Annotated in this window: 14 protein-coding genes and 1 pseudogene; 11 read left to right on the forward strand and 4 right to left on the reverse strand. The window is 58.9% G+C overall.

All coding sequences use genetic code 11. The features are described from left to right. The first annotated feature begins 257 nt into the window (after nt 1–257). From GGD67_RS13175 to GGD67_RS13185, 3 genes are all read left to right on the forward strand, one after another. On the forward strand, nt 258–572 hold the full coding sequence (locus GGD67_RS13175; RefSeq protein ID WP_179733299.1) for a co-chaperone GroES: 315 nt from the start codon (nt 258–260) through the stop codon (nt 570–572). Nucleotides 573–662: 90 nt separating this feature from the next. Beyond that, nucleotides 663–2,303, forward strand: a complete 1,641-nt coding sequence (gene groL / locus GGD67_RS13180; protein WP_179733301.1) for a chaperonin GroEL — start codon at nt 663–665, stop codon at nt 2,301–2,303. A gap of 1,370 nt (nt 2,304–3,673) precedes the next feature. Continuing rightward, on the forward strand, nt 3,674–3,958 hold the full coding sequence (locus GGD67_RS13185; RefSeq protein ID WP_179733303.1) for a hypothetical protein: 285 nt from the start codon (nt 3,674–3,676) through the stop codon (nt 3,956–3,958). A 207-nt stretch (nt 3,959–4,165) separates the two neighbouring features. Here the strand turns inward: GGD67_RS13185 and GGD67_RS13190 are convergent, their stop codons facing one another. Then, nucleotides 4,166–4,981 carry a YopT-type cysteine protease domain-containing protein gene (locus tag GGD67_RS13190; RefSeq protein WP_179733305.1) on the reverse strand — a complete coding sequence of 272 codons (816 nt, stop codon included), beginning with the start codon at nt 4,979–4,981 and terminating at the stop codon, nt 4,166–4,168. A gap of 168 nt (nt 4,982–5,149) precedes the next feature. Further along, nucleotides 5,150–5,371, reverse strand: a pseudogene (locus tag GGD67_RS13195) (IS21 family transposase); the annotation flags it as partial. A gap of 178 nt (nt 5,372–5,549) precedes the next feature. Between GGD67_RS13195 and GGD67_RS13200 the strand changes: the two are divergent. After that, nucleotides 5,550–5,711 carry a hypothetical protein gene (locus tag GGD67_RS13200; protein ID WP_210286489.1) on the forward strand — a complete coding sequence of 54 codons (162 nt, stop codon included), beginning with the start codon at nt 5,550–5,552 and terminating at the stop codon, nt 5,709–5,711. A gap of 149 nt (nt 5,712–5,860) precedes the next feature. On the opposite strand, the gene GGD67_RS39690 is transcribed toward GGD67_RS13200, so the two are convergent. After that, a complete protein-coding gene (locus GGD67_RS39690) occupies nt 5,861–5,995 on the reverse strand; it encodes a hypothetical protein (RefSeq protein ID WP_283814109.1) in 135 nt (44 codons plus the stop codon). 517 nt (nt 5,996–6,512) lie between these two features. Between GGD67_RS39690 and GGD67_RS13205 the strand changes: the two genes are divergently transcribed. Further along, nucleotides 6,513–6,758, forward strand: a complete 246-nt coding sequence (locus GGD67_RS13205) for a hypothetical protein (RefSeq protein WP_179733307.1) — start codon at nt 6,513–6,515, stop codon at nt 6,756–6,758. A 68-nt stretch (nt 6,759–6,826) separates the two neighbouring features. On the opposite strand, the gene GGD67_RS13210 is transcribed toward GGD67_RS13205, so the two are convergent. Continuing rightward, nucleotides 6,827–7,060: a hypothetical protein gene (locus GGD67_RS13210; RefSeq protein WP_179733309.1), complete on the reverse strand. Its 234-nt coding sequence runs from the start codon at nt 7,058–7,060 to the stop codon at nt 6,827–6,829. Between the two features lie 944 nt (nt 7,061–8,004). Here GGD67_RS13210 and amoC point away from each other — a divergent pair. The 6 genes from amoC (at nt 8,005) to GGD67_RS13240 (ending at nt 14,950) form a co-directional block, all read left to right on the forward strand. After that, nucleotides 8,005–8,781: a bacterial ammonia monooxygenase, subunit AmoC gene (gene amoC, locus GGD67_RS13215; protein WP_179733311.1), complete on the forward strand. Its 777-nt coding sequence runs from the start codon at nt 8,005–8,007 to the stop codon at nt 8,779–8,781. A gap of 154 nt (nt 8,782–8,935) precedes the next feature. After that, the gene (locus tag GGD67_RS13220) at nt 8,936–9,757 is read left to right on the forward strand and encodes a methane monooxygenase/ammonia monooxygenase subunit A (protein WP_179733313.1); all 822 of its coding nucleotides are present in this window, start codon (nt 8,936–8,938) and stop codon (nt 9,755–9,757) included. Between the two features lie 25 nt (nt 9,758–9,782). Next, nucleotides 9,783–11,030 carry a bacterial ammonia monooxygenase, subunit AmoB gene (gene amoB / locus GGD67_RS13225; protein ID WP_179733315.1) on the forward strand — a complete coding sequence of 416 codons (1,248 nt, stop codon included), beginning with the start codon at nt 9,783–9,785 and terminating at the stop codon, nt 11,028–11,030. 80 nt (nt 11,031–11,110) lie between these two features. Further along, nucleotides 11,111–12,049: a copper resistance protein CopC gene (locus GGD67_RS13230; RefSeq protein WP_179733317.1), complete on the forward strand. Its 939-nt coding sequence runs from the start codon at nt 11,111–11,113 to the stop codon at nt 12,047–12,049. After that, the gene (locus GGD67_RS13235; protein WP_179733319.1) at nt 12,049–13,983 is read left to right on the forward strand and encodes a CopD family protein; all 1,935 of its coding nucleotides are present in this window, start codon (nt 12,049–12,051) and stop codon (nt 13,981–13,983) included. Before GGD67_RS13230 ends, GGD67_RS13235 begins: the two co-directional genes overlap by 1 nt. Nucleotides 13,984–14,437: 454 nt before the next feature. Next, nucleotides 14,438–14,950 (forward strand): copper chaperone PCu(A)C, encoded by a 513-nt coding sequence (locus GGD67_RS13240; protein ID WP_179733320.1) that lies wholly within the window; start codon nt 14,438–14,440, stop codon nt 14,948–14,950. Nucleotides 14,951–15,064: the final 114 nt, after the last annotated feature.

Genomic DNA, 15,064 nt, shown 5'->3' on the forward strand with positions numbered 1-15,064 from the left:
AGCGCTGGCGGCTCGCCGGTTTGATTGGGGGTGCGACAGGTGTATACCAGCGACCAGCTAACCCCAGCCCAGCACGTCTCCGGTTAACCATTGAGACTGATGGCAGGCGACCGTCCTGAGCGCCTATTTTTCCGCCAGAGTCCCTTGATCCCGCAAAAATCCTATCCTATCTCAGCTCGGCCCGTGACTAGCACTCGCGGGCATCGATTGCTAACATTCCAAAATCTTCAACTCGTGCAAATGCTTAGGAGGGCTGCATGAAATTCCGTCCGCTTCACGACCGCGTCGTGGTCAAGCGCATCGACGCAGAAGAGAAGACCGCTGGCGGCATCATCATTCCGGATAGTGCCAAGGAAAAGCCCTCGCAGGGCGAAGTCATCGCCGTTGGCCCCGGTGGCCGCGACGAGAGCGGCAAACTGACCCCGATCGACGTCCAGGTCGGCGACCATGTCCTGTTCGGCAAGTGGTCGGGCACCGAGGTCAAGATCGACAACGTCGACCTGCTGATCATGAAGGAAAGCGACATCATGGGCGTGCTCGAAGCTCCCGCTTCGAAGAAGAAGGCCGCCTAACCAACCGCTCGCACCGCTCACCCCTGAGGAGCGCCTGCCGGGCGCCTCGCCAAGGGGGAGATGACACCAAGACAACTCAGGGAAACCAATATGTCAGCCAAAGAAGTGAAATTCGGCGTCGACGCCCGCGACCGCATGCTGCGCGGCGTCGATATCCTCGCCAACGCCGTGAAGGTCACGCTCGGCCCGAAGGGCCGCAACGTCGTGCTCGACAAGTCGTTCGGCGCTCCCCGCATCACCAAGGACGGCGTCACCGTCGCCAAGGAGATCGAGCTCGACGACAAGTTCGAGAACATGGGCGCGCAGATGGTGCGCGAAGTGGCCTCCAAGTCCGCTGACGCGGCCGGCGACGGCACCACCACCGCGACCGTGCTCGCCGCTGCCATCGTGCGCGAAGGCGCCAAGTCGGTCGCCGCCGGCATGAACCCGATGGACCTGAAGCGCGGTATCGACCTCGCGGTCGAAGCCGTCGTTGCGGATCTCCAGAAGAACTCCAAGAAGGTCACCTCGAACGAGGAGATCGCCCAGGTCGGCACCATCTCGGCGAACGGCGACCAGGAGATCGGCAAGTTCCTCTCCGACGCCATGAAGAAGGTCGGCAACGAGGGCGTGATCACGGTCGAGGAAGCCAAGTCGCTCGAGACCGAGCTCGACGTCGTCGAGGGCATGCAGTTCGACCGCGGCTACATCTCGCCCTACTTCGTCACCAACGCCGACAAGATGCGCGTTGAGATGGACGACGCCTATATCCTGATCAACGAGAAAAAGCTCTCCTCGTTGAACGAGCTGCTCCCGCTGCTCGAGGCCGTGGTGCAGAGTGGCAAGCCGCTGGTCATCGTCGCTGAAGACGTCGAGGGCGAAGCCCTCGCCACGCTGGTCGTGAACCGCTTGCGCGGCGGCCTGAAGGTCGCGGCCGTCAAGGCTCCGGGCTTCGGCGATCGCCGCAAGGCCATGCTGCAGGACATCGCGATCCTGACCGGCGGCCAGGCGATCTCGGAAGATCTCGGCATCAAGCTCGAGAACGTCACGCTCAACATGCTCGGTCGCGCCAAGAAGGTGATGATCGACAAGGAGAACACCACGATCGTCAACGGCGCCGGCAAGAAGGCCGACATCGAGGCGCGCGTGGCCCAGATCAAGGCGCAGATCGAGGAGACCACCTCGGACTACGACCGTGAGAAGCTCCAGGAGCGTCTTGCCAAGCTCGCGGGCGGCGTCGCGGTGATCCGCGTCGGCGGCGCGACCGAGGTCGAGGTGAAGGAGCGGAAGGATCGCGTTGATGACGCGATGCATGCGACCCGTGCGGCTGTCGAGGAAGGCATCGTCCCCGGCGGCGGCGTCGCTCTTCTCCGTGCCTCCGAACAACTCAAGGGTCTGCGTACCAAGAACGACGACCAGAAGACCGGCGTCGAGATCGTGCGCAAGGCACTGTCCTGGCCGGCCCGCCAGATCGCGATCAACGCAGGCGAAGACGGTTCGGTCATCGTCGGCAAGATCCTCGAGAAGGATCAGTACGCCTACGGCTTCGACTCGCAGACCGGCGAGTACGGCAACCTCGTCTCCAAGGGCATCATTGACCCGACCAAGGTCGTGCGCACCGCTATCCAGAATGCCTCCTCCGTGGCGGCGCTGCTGATCACGACGGAAGCGATGGTCGCCGAGCTGCCGAAGAAGGCCGCAGCCGGCCCGGCCATGCCTCCGGGCGGCGGCATGGGAGGCATGGACTTCTGATCCAGCCGCGAAGAAAACGAGAATTACAGAACCCCGGCACCAATGCCGGGGTTTTTCTTTCACGCCCTATTATGTCCCCTTGTTTTCCGGTGCGCTTAGCCCAAGCCGCAACTTCATACGGAAGTTGAAAAGCCGGTGTAGATATGCCGATCACGGCAACAGCAGCAAATATCGCGAATGGCCAGAAGCGTACGTTCAGAAGGTCTCAGCAAAATTCGGTCCTTGAGGTTCTTCCTACAGAAGTGCCAAAGCGGCCTTCTCCGCATCGGAAATATCCAGGCGGCGGCCGACATCCATTCCTGCATCCTCTCATCCAGTTCCAGAGGATCCCGGCCGCGGATCGGGTAGAACTTGCCAGCCAGGCGCGAGGCGGCTTACACGCGGCTGGTCCGCTCTAATCTCAGCTCCTGATAAGCCTTCAGACGCGCTGGGATCTTGTCGCGCTTGGCGTGCTCCAGCAGAACGGCGAGCGCGAAGCAATCCTCGATGGCTTGCCCGGCGCCTTGCCCGAATGCGGCACCATCGGGTGGTCGGCGTCACCGAGCAGCGTCACATGCCCGCGGTACCAATACCACAATGGCGGCCGATCGCAGATGCCCTACGCTGGCGCTGCTGGGAGACCCGAAGGAGGCACGCGCCGCTGCCGCGGCTGGCCTTGACCGTCCTTCTTGCCGAGGATCCCGAGCGGTTGCTGCGGAAGGTGGCGCATGAAGCCGGTGAGCGGTTCATCTGCTGCACCAACAAGGTCGGCGCCACCATGGTGCCTGGCCTCCTCAACTCCCCGCCGAAATCGCGGGTCGCCGGTCTGGAAGATGTAGTTAATGGATCGCCTGCCCGATTTTCGCATCCGCCAGGTCCAGGAGGACGCAAAGGAGGATCGTTATGGTCGTAAGGCGCTGCTGGCCGTCGACCACGTCGGTTTGTGAGCGCTCCATTACTCCGATACATAGGTCGCCACGACACTGTCGGAGCTATCCCGAAGCTCACTCAAAGCGAGCCGTGGAGCTTGATAATGGTCCAAAAGCGAACATTGCATGCGAAGATCGGGTCTGGTGTGCAGAAAGTTGCGCGGCACTGATCAGTCCTCGAGCTGATCCTCGAATTTTTCCAAAAGGCATGTGGCGAGACTGGGCCTTTCCAGATGCAGTCCAAGCTCGTCGAGCCGGTTTGAGAACCCCAGTTCATGCTGCTCACGACCGCGTCATCGGTATCCCATAGAAGGCATTTTGCGTGGACTTGCGGACCCTGGACTCCAATTAGATCAACAACCCCGTCGAGCCTTTCGCGATGGGCCGCGACATGCCGTCGTTTAACTGGTCCGGACCGGCGCGAGTAGTAAACGCGGAATTCTCCGAGCCGGCGATCCGATCATGGAAACTGCCGGCGTCTTTCGCTTAACACCCAGGGAGCGCGATGCTGAGTTCTTCCGCTCGACGATCCAGATCGCATCGCAAAACGCGGAGCCTGCCCTATCCCCGGCTGCTTGTGAGGGGCACATCCTGGCTGAACCATTATCGATGCGTCGGTTTTACGTGCTTCGAACGAAAGCTGATGTCGTGGAAAGTCATACGCCGCGCACAGTCGGTCTGGATCAAGCGCGTGGTTTGACAGCGGACGGCATGGATTGTCGCCGCAGCAATGGCGACGTCAGTTGAGAGAAGCCGCAGGCGGTCATTCCGAAACAGAACTGCAATTTGTGCCGGCCGTCATGGATAGCGGGGGCCGGCGCCCCCGCTTTCGAGGCCGGCACACTCGCCAGCCGACACGCAGCCGCCTATCCGCCGCAGTTTGGCCCCCGACGCCGCGACCGCCCGCCGACGCATCCGCGCCTTCGTCAATCACCACCAGCCTGAAGGCCCAACTCACTGCATCCTTTGCGTCGTGATTGTCGATAAATGCTGCCCGTTGGGATTCCTGTAACGATTGGCGAGGCTTTGTAACAATGAAGCCATCTGGTCCGGATCTGATTGAACAGTAAACTCTCCATAGTTAGGGTCGAAAACCGTGGTCCTTCCATTCGAGGCCGACGTCGCCACTGTGTGTGCGCCGCCTTCGGCGAAATACAAGCTGAGCAAATGGTTCGATCCATCTTCGTTGATTTCGTTCACCATGCGCTTGACGTTCGAAGACTTGCCGAATGCGAATCTCTTCTCTTCTCCAGCCGGTTCCAAGCCTGCGTTCTCCAAAATGGTATTTTGTGCCTGAAGGTCGGCCTGAGAAGATCCTGCTCCCCTGCTCCGCAACTGATCCTTGAGATTTTGATATTGCTGCTGCCGTTCAGCCGCTGAGGCGTGCGTTTGCGATCCGGGTGTGAGCGCACTCATTCGGGTTGATGGGCTGTTGTTAAGATTGCGGAACCACTCCGCAGTCAGCCCAACGCAGATGCCGTCCACATTCGCATCACGCAGGTCGGCCGTTCTGTATTCAAACAAGGAGGTGGCCGGACTCTCTGGAGAGGATGTACTGGGGTCGGAGGCGCTAGAAGTTTGAACGTTTGCATCCGAGGTATGTGGCTTGCTGCAGCAGGCCCCCATCTTGTCAGGCAACTCCCCCGGTTGTGAGCTCCACTGAGGCGCGAGACCTGCAAGTGTTTCCGAAAAGCTGCCGCTATCCACCGACTGACTCGGTTCGTCAGCTTGCCTAGTGCATGTGGATGAGCCACTGATTCGATCATACATGACGATTCACCTTTCTGTGCTGCGCTAGTCTCTACGCATCAATTCGGGCTGCTTAGGCCCTGCTGCGAGGATACCCAGACAAGCTGATGGCGAGCTGACGGGCAGCTGTTGTCCAGCTTAGAGAGCGTTCCTTTGTCGGACTTCTGACAATGTCTGATGCGGCGCGGCGTAGCGCTGTGTCAGATCCTCCCGCGCGTCGGCTGCCGGATTCCGGAACGACATTGACAGGCTATCGCTGCGATGCCCTCGCGGCAGGCCGCCGAGCGCCCACAGGGCGTTCTGCAAGCCCTCGGCCAGAGCGACGAAGCTTTCGCCGCCGAGCACGACATGGGCATGCTCGAAGCTGGAGAACGCCAGCCGGAAGTGACAGAGCCGGTGATCGAGCGCCTCATACGCGCATGCTGCACCGGGTGATGGCGGAAGAACACTTTCCCGCGCCGTGGGGGCCGTTGATCGAGGCCATGGCGGCCATCCGCGTGCAGTACTACCAGACCTCGACCAGGCGCTACCGCAGCGACGCTGGGGGGAGGCCAGCGTGCGCCGGCCTGAACGCGCGGGAGGCAGCGGCGTGCGCGCGCTGCCGTCGGTCCGATCCGATGCAACGCCGCAGCCCGATGCGACGGGTGAAGCGAGCATGAGCGACGCCGCCCTGAGCCGGCGCAAGGACGACCATCTGGACATCGTGTCGGTCGGCGACGGAACCATCGCCGATGGCGGCATAATCGCTTAATGAGCTTGGATAATCGTTGGCGGCTTCGGCGCGAATGGGTTGATGTCGTGGCTGGCGTCATCTTCCATCCGAGGTCGCGAGCGCCTTATGATGATTTCCAGATCGGCGCCGCAGCGAGTGCGGACAAACCGCCACCGGCGGATTGGCTGTCAATCGGCGTCGGACGGGGTCTCGGCGTCGACGTGAAGTTCGCTGGTCGACAGGGCGACGACGGCCGTGATCTTCCTGGCGTCGAACAAGACGGGCGCCCCCGTGGTCGGCGTCAATTGGACGAGAGCACCCATGCGAAGGCGGGAAGGGTTAGCAGCGATGTTGCGCGAATAATCTTTTCATTGCGTGAACTTCCAAATCAATATCCTGCCGGTTGCCGGCGAAAAAGGCTTACTTCAAAGCGGTCTCGATCAAATTGGCCAGCCTGTTTCCCGCCAGGGCGGCCCGCGCTCGGGCCACGATCTTGGCGTCGGTCTCGTACTCGCGCGTCAGGAGGGCGGGCTCTCTTTCCCATACTGACCGGCGGCGCGTACGCGAACTGCTTTGCGAGATCGGCGCTCTCTTGAGCCCAGACGGCGGGATCGACGATCTGCGCCTGCGCTGGGCTGACGCCGGCGCCCGACAATCCGTCCTTGTCGTCCGCGTCGAAGATCGCGCGATATGGCGAGGCGTAACCGCCAAAGATGGCATCCAGTCCCACGGCCAGCGCCTTCGATGGCGTCGGACGCAAGGCTCCGCTAACTGATGCGGCCTTGCTCCCTTTACTCGCTGGCGCTAACGCTAGCCCTTCTGTCGGCGTAGGGGGTCACGGTGAGCAACGCTCGCGAGTTTATCGATTTCTGGATCGAGAACAGCGTTCACGCTGTCGAGCAGTATCGGATGGTTGGCGCGTCGCAGGACGTGGCCGAACTCAACCGGCGCCTTGTCGAGGCTGCCGAAGGGCAGGGTATTTCGGAAGCCGAGTTGCGGGCTGAGATCGGCGACATTTCCGACTACATCGAAGGCCGGCTCAAGGCTGCGAATAGGGCTGAGAACGAGCGGCGTAAGCCTGCCTAGGCAACCTACAACTCGGCGAGGAAAGCCTTTGCTATCCAGAATGGCCCTCCGGAAACAGGCCGCGCTCGCTAACTCAGCCACTTTGTAAACGTCGCAGGGTTCGAGCTTAAGTTCTTCGAGCGTTCGCTGTGCTCAACGGGCAGCACGACGTCCAACACTTCCGCAGTCCATCCTTCCGAGACTGCGGCGAGGACCAATGTCAGCGCCTGGCTTGGCTTGGCCGGCGCAATCCAAACTTGAGCTTTTGAGTCGTCCGCCGTCACATCAACGATGGTGAACGAGTTCCCGAACGATTCCGCCATGATAGGCAATCGGACAGCGAACTAATGGTTTCTATTCGTGATAACTGGCCGGCGCATCCCAGTGAGCCACTTTGATTGTGGGTTGGCCCTAGCTCATGAAACCTACTCCTTCCCCCGCACTATCTCGTCATGAGGGCAGATGAGCATCTAGGAAAGGCCGAATACTACCGACCGCCAAGGGAGCTACTGAGGACGGATCCAACCGCTACCATCTAAGCGGATTGAACATACTCTGGTGTGTTCTGGTACTACCTGACTTGGTAGCTGCCCAAGCCACGTAGCCGGTGTTAAGTAGGTTTGAGCGAGGGGGCCGATTGAGCTCCGTGGAGCCGTACAGAGCCTCCAGTTCGGTCCGAGGTCGTCCGCTTGTTTTTCACGCTCTCTAAAGCGGTCGGGGTGTAGCTTGGCAGATGGAATGGATATGCAACAGCGGAGCCCGCTCCCGAATGGTGATCGACCGGCCGGCCATTTTCGGAACACCGCTTACGTGCTCAATAAGAGCAGTCCCTATTTCGATGCAGCTCACGCGGCCGGCCTCACGGTCGAGCGACGTTCCACGACAGGCGGGCCTTTGTTTTGGGCGACGGTCCACTGTTCGACTTCGAAGGCAACTCCGAATCGTTAAGGCGAGCATCCTCGGCGCGTCCGCACCGTAGGATGAATATTCCTGGAGAGCGCACTGATGCCGACTGGGATATGCACTCATTGTCGGCCAGCGTATCCAGAAAAATGCTTCAACGTCGGTGCATTGGTGCGACGGCTTGGCAACTTCGTCCACCAAAATGGTGTTGCCGCCCGAGCGCGCGGCTTCATCAGGCGCGGGCCCGGATCGCCGCACAGCATCGAAGTGCTGGTCTCTCCTGAGCAGCTACCCGTCTTAGAATCCAAAACCAATCAAACAAAATCTCAGTATCGAGGTACTAGGACAAAACTGAGGAGGAATAATGTCTGACGCTGCGTTAGATCGCACACCGAATGTCACGGGCACCAAGACCTTTAGCATAAACTACGGATTGTTCGCGTTCGCGATCGTTGCGCTGACGATCCTCTACATCTGCGCGCGGCTGTATCAGCAGGCTTTTGGTTTCTCCATGGGGCTCGATGCGAGTTCACCAGAATTTGGCGAATACTGGATGACGCTCTTCAAGATCGAATTGCCGGTCTTGTATGGCGCGGGCGCGCTCTGCTGGACCTATCTCTTCCTGACGCGTGACAATAACATTGAGGCCATCACGCCCGAGGTCGAATTGCGCAGTTACTTTTATCTGACCATGTGGCTCGTCGTGTACAGCTTCTGCATCTTCTGGACAGGCAGCTTCTTCGCCGATGGAGATGGAGTCTGGCATCAGACGACCCTCAGAGACACGCCGTTTACTCCCAGTCACATAATTCTGTTCTATGCGACCATTCCAATCTATCTCTTCTTTGGCGTAGGCAGCTTTGTTTACGCAATGACCCGCATCCCGGCCTTCTGCAGGGGGGTCTCGCTCATGCATGTCTTCGCCGTAGTGGGGCCTTTCCTCATTTTGCCGAATCTCGGTTTCAACGAATGGGGGCACGCTTACTGGCTCACCGAGGAAATCTTCTCCCACCCGCTGCATTGGGGTTTCGTGGTTCTCGGATGGTGCGCACTCGCGCTGGCGGGTGTCCTGATGCAGATCGTCGGACGATTTAGAGAACTCTTTCCGATTGTATTCGAGCAGGACGCAGCGAGCGCGTGACGGACCCACGTTGGCTACGCGCAGGAAAAGCGCGGTCCGGGAAGCCGTGTGACAACAATACAAGCCAACAGCCTTCCCGGACAGCGATCCCAGTCCGGGAAGAGCAGGTAAACCCTAGGGAGAGGAGTCACCTCAAATTACCGACATAAATGCAGTGGCGATTCCGAAATTGAAAGCTGGCCCCAAGGGTAAGACGGTCATTTCTGTCTCCGGCCTAACCCCCAAGGCAGCAAGATACTCGCGCATATTCGACTTCTTGGTCGTGGCGGCGGTGGTGCCCCTCTTTGCGGGAGCATTTCATTTGCACGTGATGCTCACGGTCGGTGATTGGGACATGTATGTCGACTGGAAAGACCGGCAGTATTGGCCCCTTGTCACGCCCGTCTCCATGATCATGTTTCCTGCTGCTCTGCAGGCGATCTTCTGGGTCAACTTCCGTTTGCCCATCGGCGCGACGGTGGGCGCAACAGTGTTGCTGATCACCACGTGGCTCGGACGCTACGCGAATTGGTGGATATGGACAGGCTTCCCGTTCACGGAAGGCGTGCCGTCACAGGTGATCGCGGGCGCATTGTTGATGGATATGGCCTTAATCGTCCTTCGCAATAGCCTGTTCACATCCATCTTCGCGGGCTTTGCGTTCGGATTCGTATTCTGGCCATCGAATTATTCCGCTTTGGCTCCGTTCTATCTCCCAGTCGAGCACCAAGGAATGGTCGCATCGTTGGCCGACATGATCGGTTACACATTTCCGCGTTCGAACATGCCTGAGTATCTGCGTATCATCGAGCGCGGTACGCTCCGGACTTTCGGTAGCTCGGTTAGTTGGGTGTCGGCGGCGTTCGCGGGCTTCATCTGCATATTCATGCACCAACTTTGGTGGCAGCTTGGGCGTTTTGCGTCCCAGACGACGTTCCTCAAGAACGGCGATGTCGTCAAATCCTTCATGGGTATGAAAAGCAGGCCAGCGTCCTAAGCGAATAAGCACAGGGAACATGGGTATGTTGGCGAAATTTATAAAACTCGCTGCCGGTTGGGTTGTTGCCTTCACTGCCGGAGTGTCTAGCGCAGCCGCTCATGGCGAACGTGCTCAGGAGCCATACTTGAGGACCCGGACGGTACAATTCTACGATGTCCAGTTTTCCAAAACTGACGTGAAGGTGAACGAGCGGTTCGAGCTAACGGGAAAATTCAGGCTGATGGAGGACTGGCCGGACGCAGTTACTCCACCGGATATTGTTTTCGTATCGAGCGTATCGCCCGGACCAACAATTGCCAGGGTGGAAACATACCTCAACGGTGAGCCAGCGAGGCAGTCTTTCGCTAAGCTGGAACTTGGCCGCGACTACGATTTTCGAATGGTTCTTGAGGGGCGTACACCGGGCAGCAGCCACATCCATCCCTCGATCTCGATCAAGGGATCTGGCCCTCTGGTGGGACCGGGGCAGCGGATAAACATCTCGGGTGATGCGCATTCGTTCGCGTTTCCGATCAAGACTATGACTGGACTGCAGATCGACGACTTGCAGACGTTCGGGCTGACTAACGCCATCGGATGGCATGTGGCTTGGCTGGCCGTGGCTGCGGCTTGGTTGTTGTTCTGGTTGGTTCGTCCACTGTTTTTGCCTCGATGGCTTGTTCTGCAGAAGGGCAGGGAGGATTTGTTGGTTTCGTTGAGGGACACCGGGGTCGGGATTATAGTGGCGGCGATCGTTCTCGTCATGGTCTTCGGCGGCTATGTCCGAGCCAATCAGGAATATCCATATAATGTGCCCCTCCAGAGCGGGTTGAATAAGGTCGCGCCGCGCCCGGCAAGCCCTGCTGACGCAGAGGTCAAGGTCATATCGGCCACCTATGAGGTGCCGGGCCGTTCGATGAGGTTAGCGATAAGGATAACGAACAAAGGGTCGGAACCTCTTTCAATCGGCGAGCTTACGACCGCAAACATCCGCTTCCTCAATCAGGGGCTCCCAGCGGCAGTAGCCAATGTAGATCCGACCTACCCAAGGGATCTCGTCGCACGCACAGGGCTTGAGCTCAGTAGTGATACGCCGATAAATCCTGGTGAGACGAGAGAGGTGCTCGTCGAGGCAACGGACGCCGTGTGGGAATTGGAGCGCCTTGTCAGCTTCCTCACCGACGTCGACTCCAAGTTCGGCGGGTTGTTGCTCCTCTACACTCCGAAAGGGAAACGCGTCATAGCGGAGATGGGCGGACCAATCGTGCCCGTATTCACGGAACTCAAGTAAACTTGGGTGCGCGAATGTTGCGACGAGGTCAGTGGCGGACGACCGCGAGCGGAAGAGGGGCGTTCCCGGCCATCCTTGTGATGGCGCTCGGCGCTTTCGTTGTTCTTGCCGCCGTCCGCGAAGGTCATGCGCACGGAGCGGTGTCCATGGAGGCTGACCAATGCAAGCTGAAAGTGGACAGCTACTTCATGCATTTTACTGGCTATCAGCCGCAAAGCTCGAGAGCCGAATTTTGTGAGGACATACCGGAGGTCGGGCGAACGATCATTGTTCTCGATTTCGTCGACGAGTCCCTTCGAGACATCCCTGTAAGCGTGAAACTGGCTAGAGATGACGGCGTACAAAGGATGGAAATGACAGACACATCATCCAGCATCCTCTACATTCCACCAAGGAAGTATCCGAACGGAACGATAAAGATCGAGGTCAATTTCGAGAAAGCCGGCAGATACGTCGGCATGGTGGCGATCGAGGGTCGTGGGCAAAGCGTGGCAAACTTTCCATTCGATGTGGGGCGAGGCTGGAGTCTGATACGTCTTCTGGCGTGGTGCCTGGTCATAGTGTCAGGCGCCGTGGGAACGTTTCTGTGGGCACGGCGGCGATACTCGATCGGGCGGGAGCTATCCTCGGCGAACCACAGGCAAAGGCGAGTTGCTTCGATGAAAAGGTTCGTGCTCGTCCTGATGGCCGTGCTGATCGGAACGACAAGCGCGGTACTCGCTCATGCGCATCTCATTCGATCGACGCCGCAAGATGGCAGCGAAATTTCAGTTCCGATCGACCCGATGGTCCTGTACTTCACTGAAGCACTCGAACAGCGGCTCATCAATGTCGCCCTTTCTCGCGATAATAAATCCGTATCAGGGCTTTCGCAGCCCGTGCTAAGCGGCAACGGGCGAATCGTGAATGTTTCGTTACCTCATCTATCTGCTGGGCTCTATACCGTCAGTTGGAGCGTTGTCTCGATTGATGGGCATCGCACGGAAGGCAAGTTTGAATTTCTCTACCGAGAACCTTGATGGAAACGGTCCTCTCACTTGCGCGAGGGACTGCTTTCGCCTCCACGGCAGCTTTCGGCGGATTCTGCTGGGGTTTGGCACTGTGGCGCGAGGGTCTTGAAAGCGGCACTCGGTCGCGCTTCACGACGATAGCTTCCATCGCTGCGTCCGTAGGACTCGTCCTCGGTCTCTTGTATTTGACGGTTCGGATCGGCGCCGGCCTAGGCAAGCCGGTCTTAGCTGTCAGCTCCAGCGACGTGCTCTTCATCATTTTGGACACGCGGTTCGGGAGAGCTCAGGTCGCGGCGCTTGGGTTTGTGCTAGTCGGAGTTGCGAGCTTGCGACTTCTTCACAAGCCAGGTCTTGCCGCGAGTTTCAGCGGACTATCGCTGCTGGTGGGATTGTTCTCGAGCCACTCGGCGGCTGGCGGCACTATAGCAGACCTCGCGATCAATATGATCCATGTTGCGATGGCGGCGCTCTGGTTCGGAGGACTGTCGACCCTCGTTGTCGCGTTGGCTCGCCACGCAGCGGAGAGGCCCGAAAGTAAATCTAGGCTCCTAAGCGGCTTTTCGACGGTCGCGCTGCCGCTCATGTTGCTCCTGGTCGCAACCGGAGTAGCTCTAGCGATCGAAAACGTGGGGACTTGGCCGGGTTTGGTGGCGACCGAATATGGCTGGCTCCTGGCGGGCAAGTTCGCCTGCATCGGCACGGTCCTGATCTGCGCGGCGTTTATCAGACAGAGGCTATTGCCGTTGCTAAAGACCGAAGGGGCAACTCAGCCACTCGCGATGGTCTTGAAGATCGAGCTAGCCTTCGCATTTCTGGTCACGCTACTTGCGGGCTGCCTGTCTCAGGCCATTCCATCGAGGCACGTCGAGATAGTCTGGCCGCTTTCGTTCCGTCTGGATCCAGTCGTCGCTTGGGGGACCGTACCGGGAAGTAACGTTCTGGCCATTGGCGGCTGCATTGCTCTGTTAGTTGGGAGTATTGCCGCATTTGAGCTCGGCCGTATGGGAAGATGGCGGTGGGCGACGCTCGCGGCTGTTGCTGGACTTGGCGTCGCAGGGGCTGTCGCACTGCCCGGGTTGTCAGTCCCCGCGTATCCTTCGACCTACTCAAAGGTTCCAGTGCCGTATGACGCGCAAGCGATTGCCCAGGGGCAAGACATATTTGCTGCTAATTGCGCAGCTTGCCACGGCTTGAGGGGTAGAGGAGACGGCCCGTTGGCAAAAGAGTTGAAGCCGCCGCCCGCCGATCTCACTGCTCCGCACACGAGAGACCATACGATGGGAGACATGTACTGGTGGGTGAGCTATGGCTTCCCATCCTCGGCGATGCCGGGCTTTGCCGAAAGTCTGTCGGAGTTGGACAGGTGGCGAGTGGTCGAGTACGTGATGGCTCTATCGCTTGGCTATGAAGCAAGAGTTCTTGGTCCCGAAATATCGGCGGGGCAGCCGTGGCTTCACGCGATCGACATTCCGACGTGCCGCGGCCTTGACCCGAGAGAGAAGTTGAAAGATAGGAGCGATGGGCGCTCAAAACTTGTGTTGATCTTCCGAGATGGCATCCAAACGCAGCGCCTAGATCAGTTGACGCAACACGCGCACGCCATCGAGCAAGCAGGCGGAATGATCGTCGCGGTGATGCCGTCTCCCTCCGAGGAGTTCCCATCTCCAAGTGAGGCAGGAAATCCCTGCATCGTGTTCGACATAGACCATCGCATTGCCGCTGCGTGGAATCTCTATCGGCGCACAATGGCGAACCCCGGCTTCGATGACAACGATTCACCTCCAGCGATAATCGAGTTTCTTATCGACAGATTCGGATTCGTGCGCGCACGCTGGCGTTCGGACGAGACGGAGAGATTAGCATCGCATTCGCAACTGGTCGACGCAATTACGCAGCTCCAAGCTGAACCGGAGATCAACAAGAGAGGCGTTCATGACCATTAGCGTCCGGGCCGCGCTTGCCCTCACTGCTGTCTGGCTCCCGTTGATCGCACTCGCGATCAATGCTCTCGCCGAGCGCAATCCCCCCGCAAGTTTCAATCGATCATTTGTCGCGGCGACGGGTCTAGTGCCAGCAAGATCGCAGGCCGGGACGAGCCATGATCATGGTAGCGAGCAGATTCTGCGTCGGCAAGCAGGCGGTAGCTCTTTTGGGGCACGCTGGTGGGGGATCGGTGAGCAGAAGAGCATCTCATCTCGCCGTCCCGCATCAGCCCCCGAGTGATCGTGGCTAGCGCTGCCGGCATTCAGCGGAATGATCTTGAGCCAGACCAGTTGACCCCACCTCCAAAAGCGGCAATTGCGGGAAACCTTCGCTGACCACCTTTCCCGCGAACATAAAGTGGTAAGCGCTAAAACGCGGATTACAGAGGAGGCCATGATGCCTTGGAAACCCACGATGTTGAAGGCGAGTGCGAGGGCATTGCTGTCGCCGATTGCCGGTGTTGCCGTCCTGGCTTTTTTCAACAGTACCGCCTTCAGCCATGAGTTGGAGGTCGGAACACTACTGATCCAGCATCCCTGGGTGGCTGCAAAGGATACGACCAGTACCGCGACGACGGCTTATGTGATCGAAATTCAGAACAGGGGCACAGGGCCAGATCGGTTGCTCGGGGCGTCGCTTTCGGGCGAGAAGGGGATCTTGCAGGAAGCCGATGCAGGCGCACGGCCAGCTAAGTTCGCCACCCATGAGCATGGCTTTCAAATAGAACCTGGTGGTTTCGTTCGTCTTCAACCCGGTGGCGCGCGGATTCTGTTTGAAGGACTTCACGGCGCACTAAAGGAAGGAGAGATGGTCAAAGGAACGTTGGAATTCGAAAAGGCGGGCACCATAGAAATCGAATTCACGATCGAGCCGGCAGGCTTGGCTGAAGAGGATGATACGCCAATCCATCATCACACTCACCACTAAAAGTGCCAGGAGAAGGGCGAAGCATGGACGCCGTCTGAGGCAGGTTGTGGGAGATCGAACCATGAGGGCGATGGGAATTTGGGGACGCCCCAGAGATGGAAACATTCACGATCA

The organism is Bradyrhizobium sp. IAR9 (assembly GCF_013408065.1).
In the GTDB taxonomy this organism is placed as follows: Bacteria; Pseudomonadota; Alphaproteobacteria; order Rhizobiales; family Xanthobacteraceae; genus Bradyrhizobium.

Excerpts from the sequence above, each read along its gene's own strand:
- GGD67_RS13175 (WP_179733299.1), top strand. The coding sequence starts at position 258 with ATGAAATTCCGTCCGCTTCACGACCGCGTCGTGGTCAAGCGCATCGAC.
- groL (WP_179733301.1), top strand. The coding sequence starts at position 663 with ATGTCAGCCAAAGAAGTGAAATTCGGCGTCGACGCCCGCGACCGCATG.
- GGD67_RS13185 (WP_179733303.1), top strand. The coding sequence starts at position 3,674 with ATGGAAACTGCCGGCGTCTTTCGCTTAACACCCAGGGAGCGCGATGCT.
- GGD67_RS13190 (WP_179733305.1), bottom strand. The coding sequence starts at position 4,981 with ATGTATGATCGAATCAGTGGCTCATCCACATGCACTAGGCAAGCTGAC.
- GGD67_RS39690 (WP_283814109.1), bottom strand. The coding sequence starts at position 5,995 with ATGGGTGCTCTCGTCCAATTGACGCCGACCACGGGGGCGCCCGTCTTG.
- GGD67_RS13210 (WP_179733309.1), bottom strand. The coding sequence starts at position 7,060 with ATGGCGGAATCGTTCGGGAACTCGTTCACCATCGTTGATGTGACGGCG.
- amoC (WP_179733311.1), top strand. The coding sequence starts at position 8,005 with ATGTCTGACGCTGCGTTAGATCGCACACCGAATGTCACGGGCACCAAG.
- amoB (WP_179733315.1), top strand. The coding sequence starts at position 9,783 with ATGTTGGCGAAATTTATAAAACTCGCTGCCGGTTGGGTTGTTGCCTTC.
- GGD67_RS13230 (WP_179733317.1), top strand. The coding sequence starts at position 11,111 with ATGGCGCTCGGCGCTTTCGTTGTTCTTGCCGCCGTCCGCGAAGGTCAT.
- GGD67_RS13235 (WP_179733319.1), top strand. The coding sequence starts at position 12,049 with ATGGAAACGGTCCTCTCACTTGCGCGAGGGACTGCTTTCGCCTCCACG.
- GGD67_RS13240 (WP_179733320.1), top strand. The coding sequence starts at position 14,438 with ATGTTGAAGGCGAGTGCGAGGGCATTGCTGTCGCCGATTGCCGGTGTT.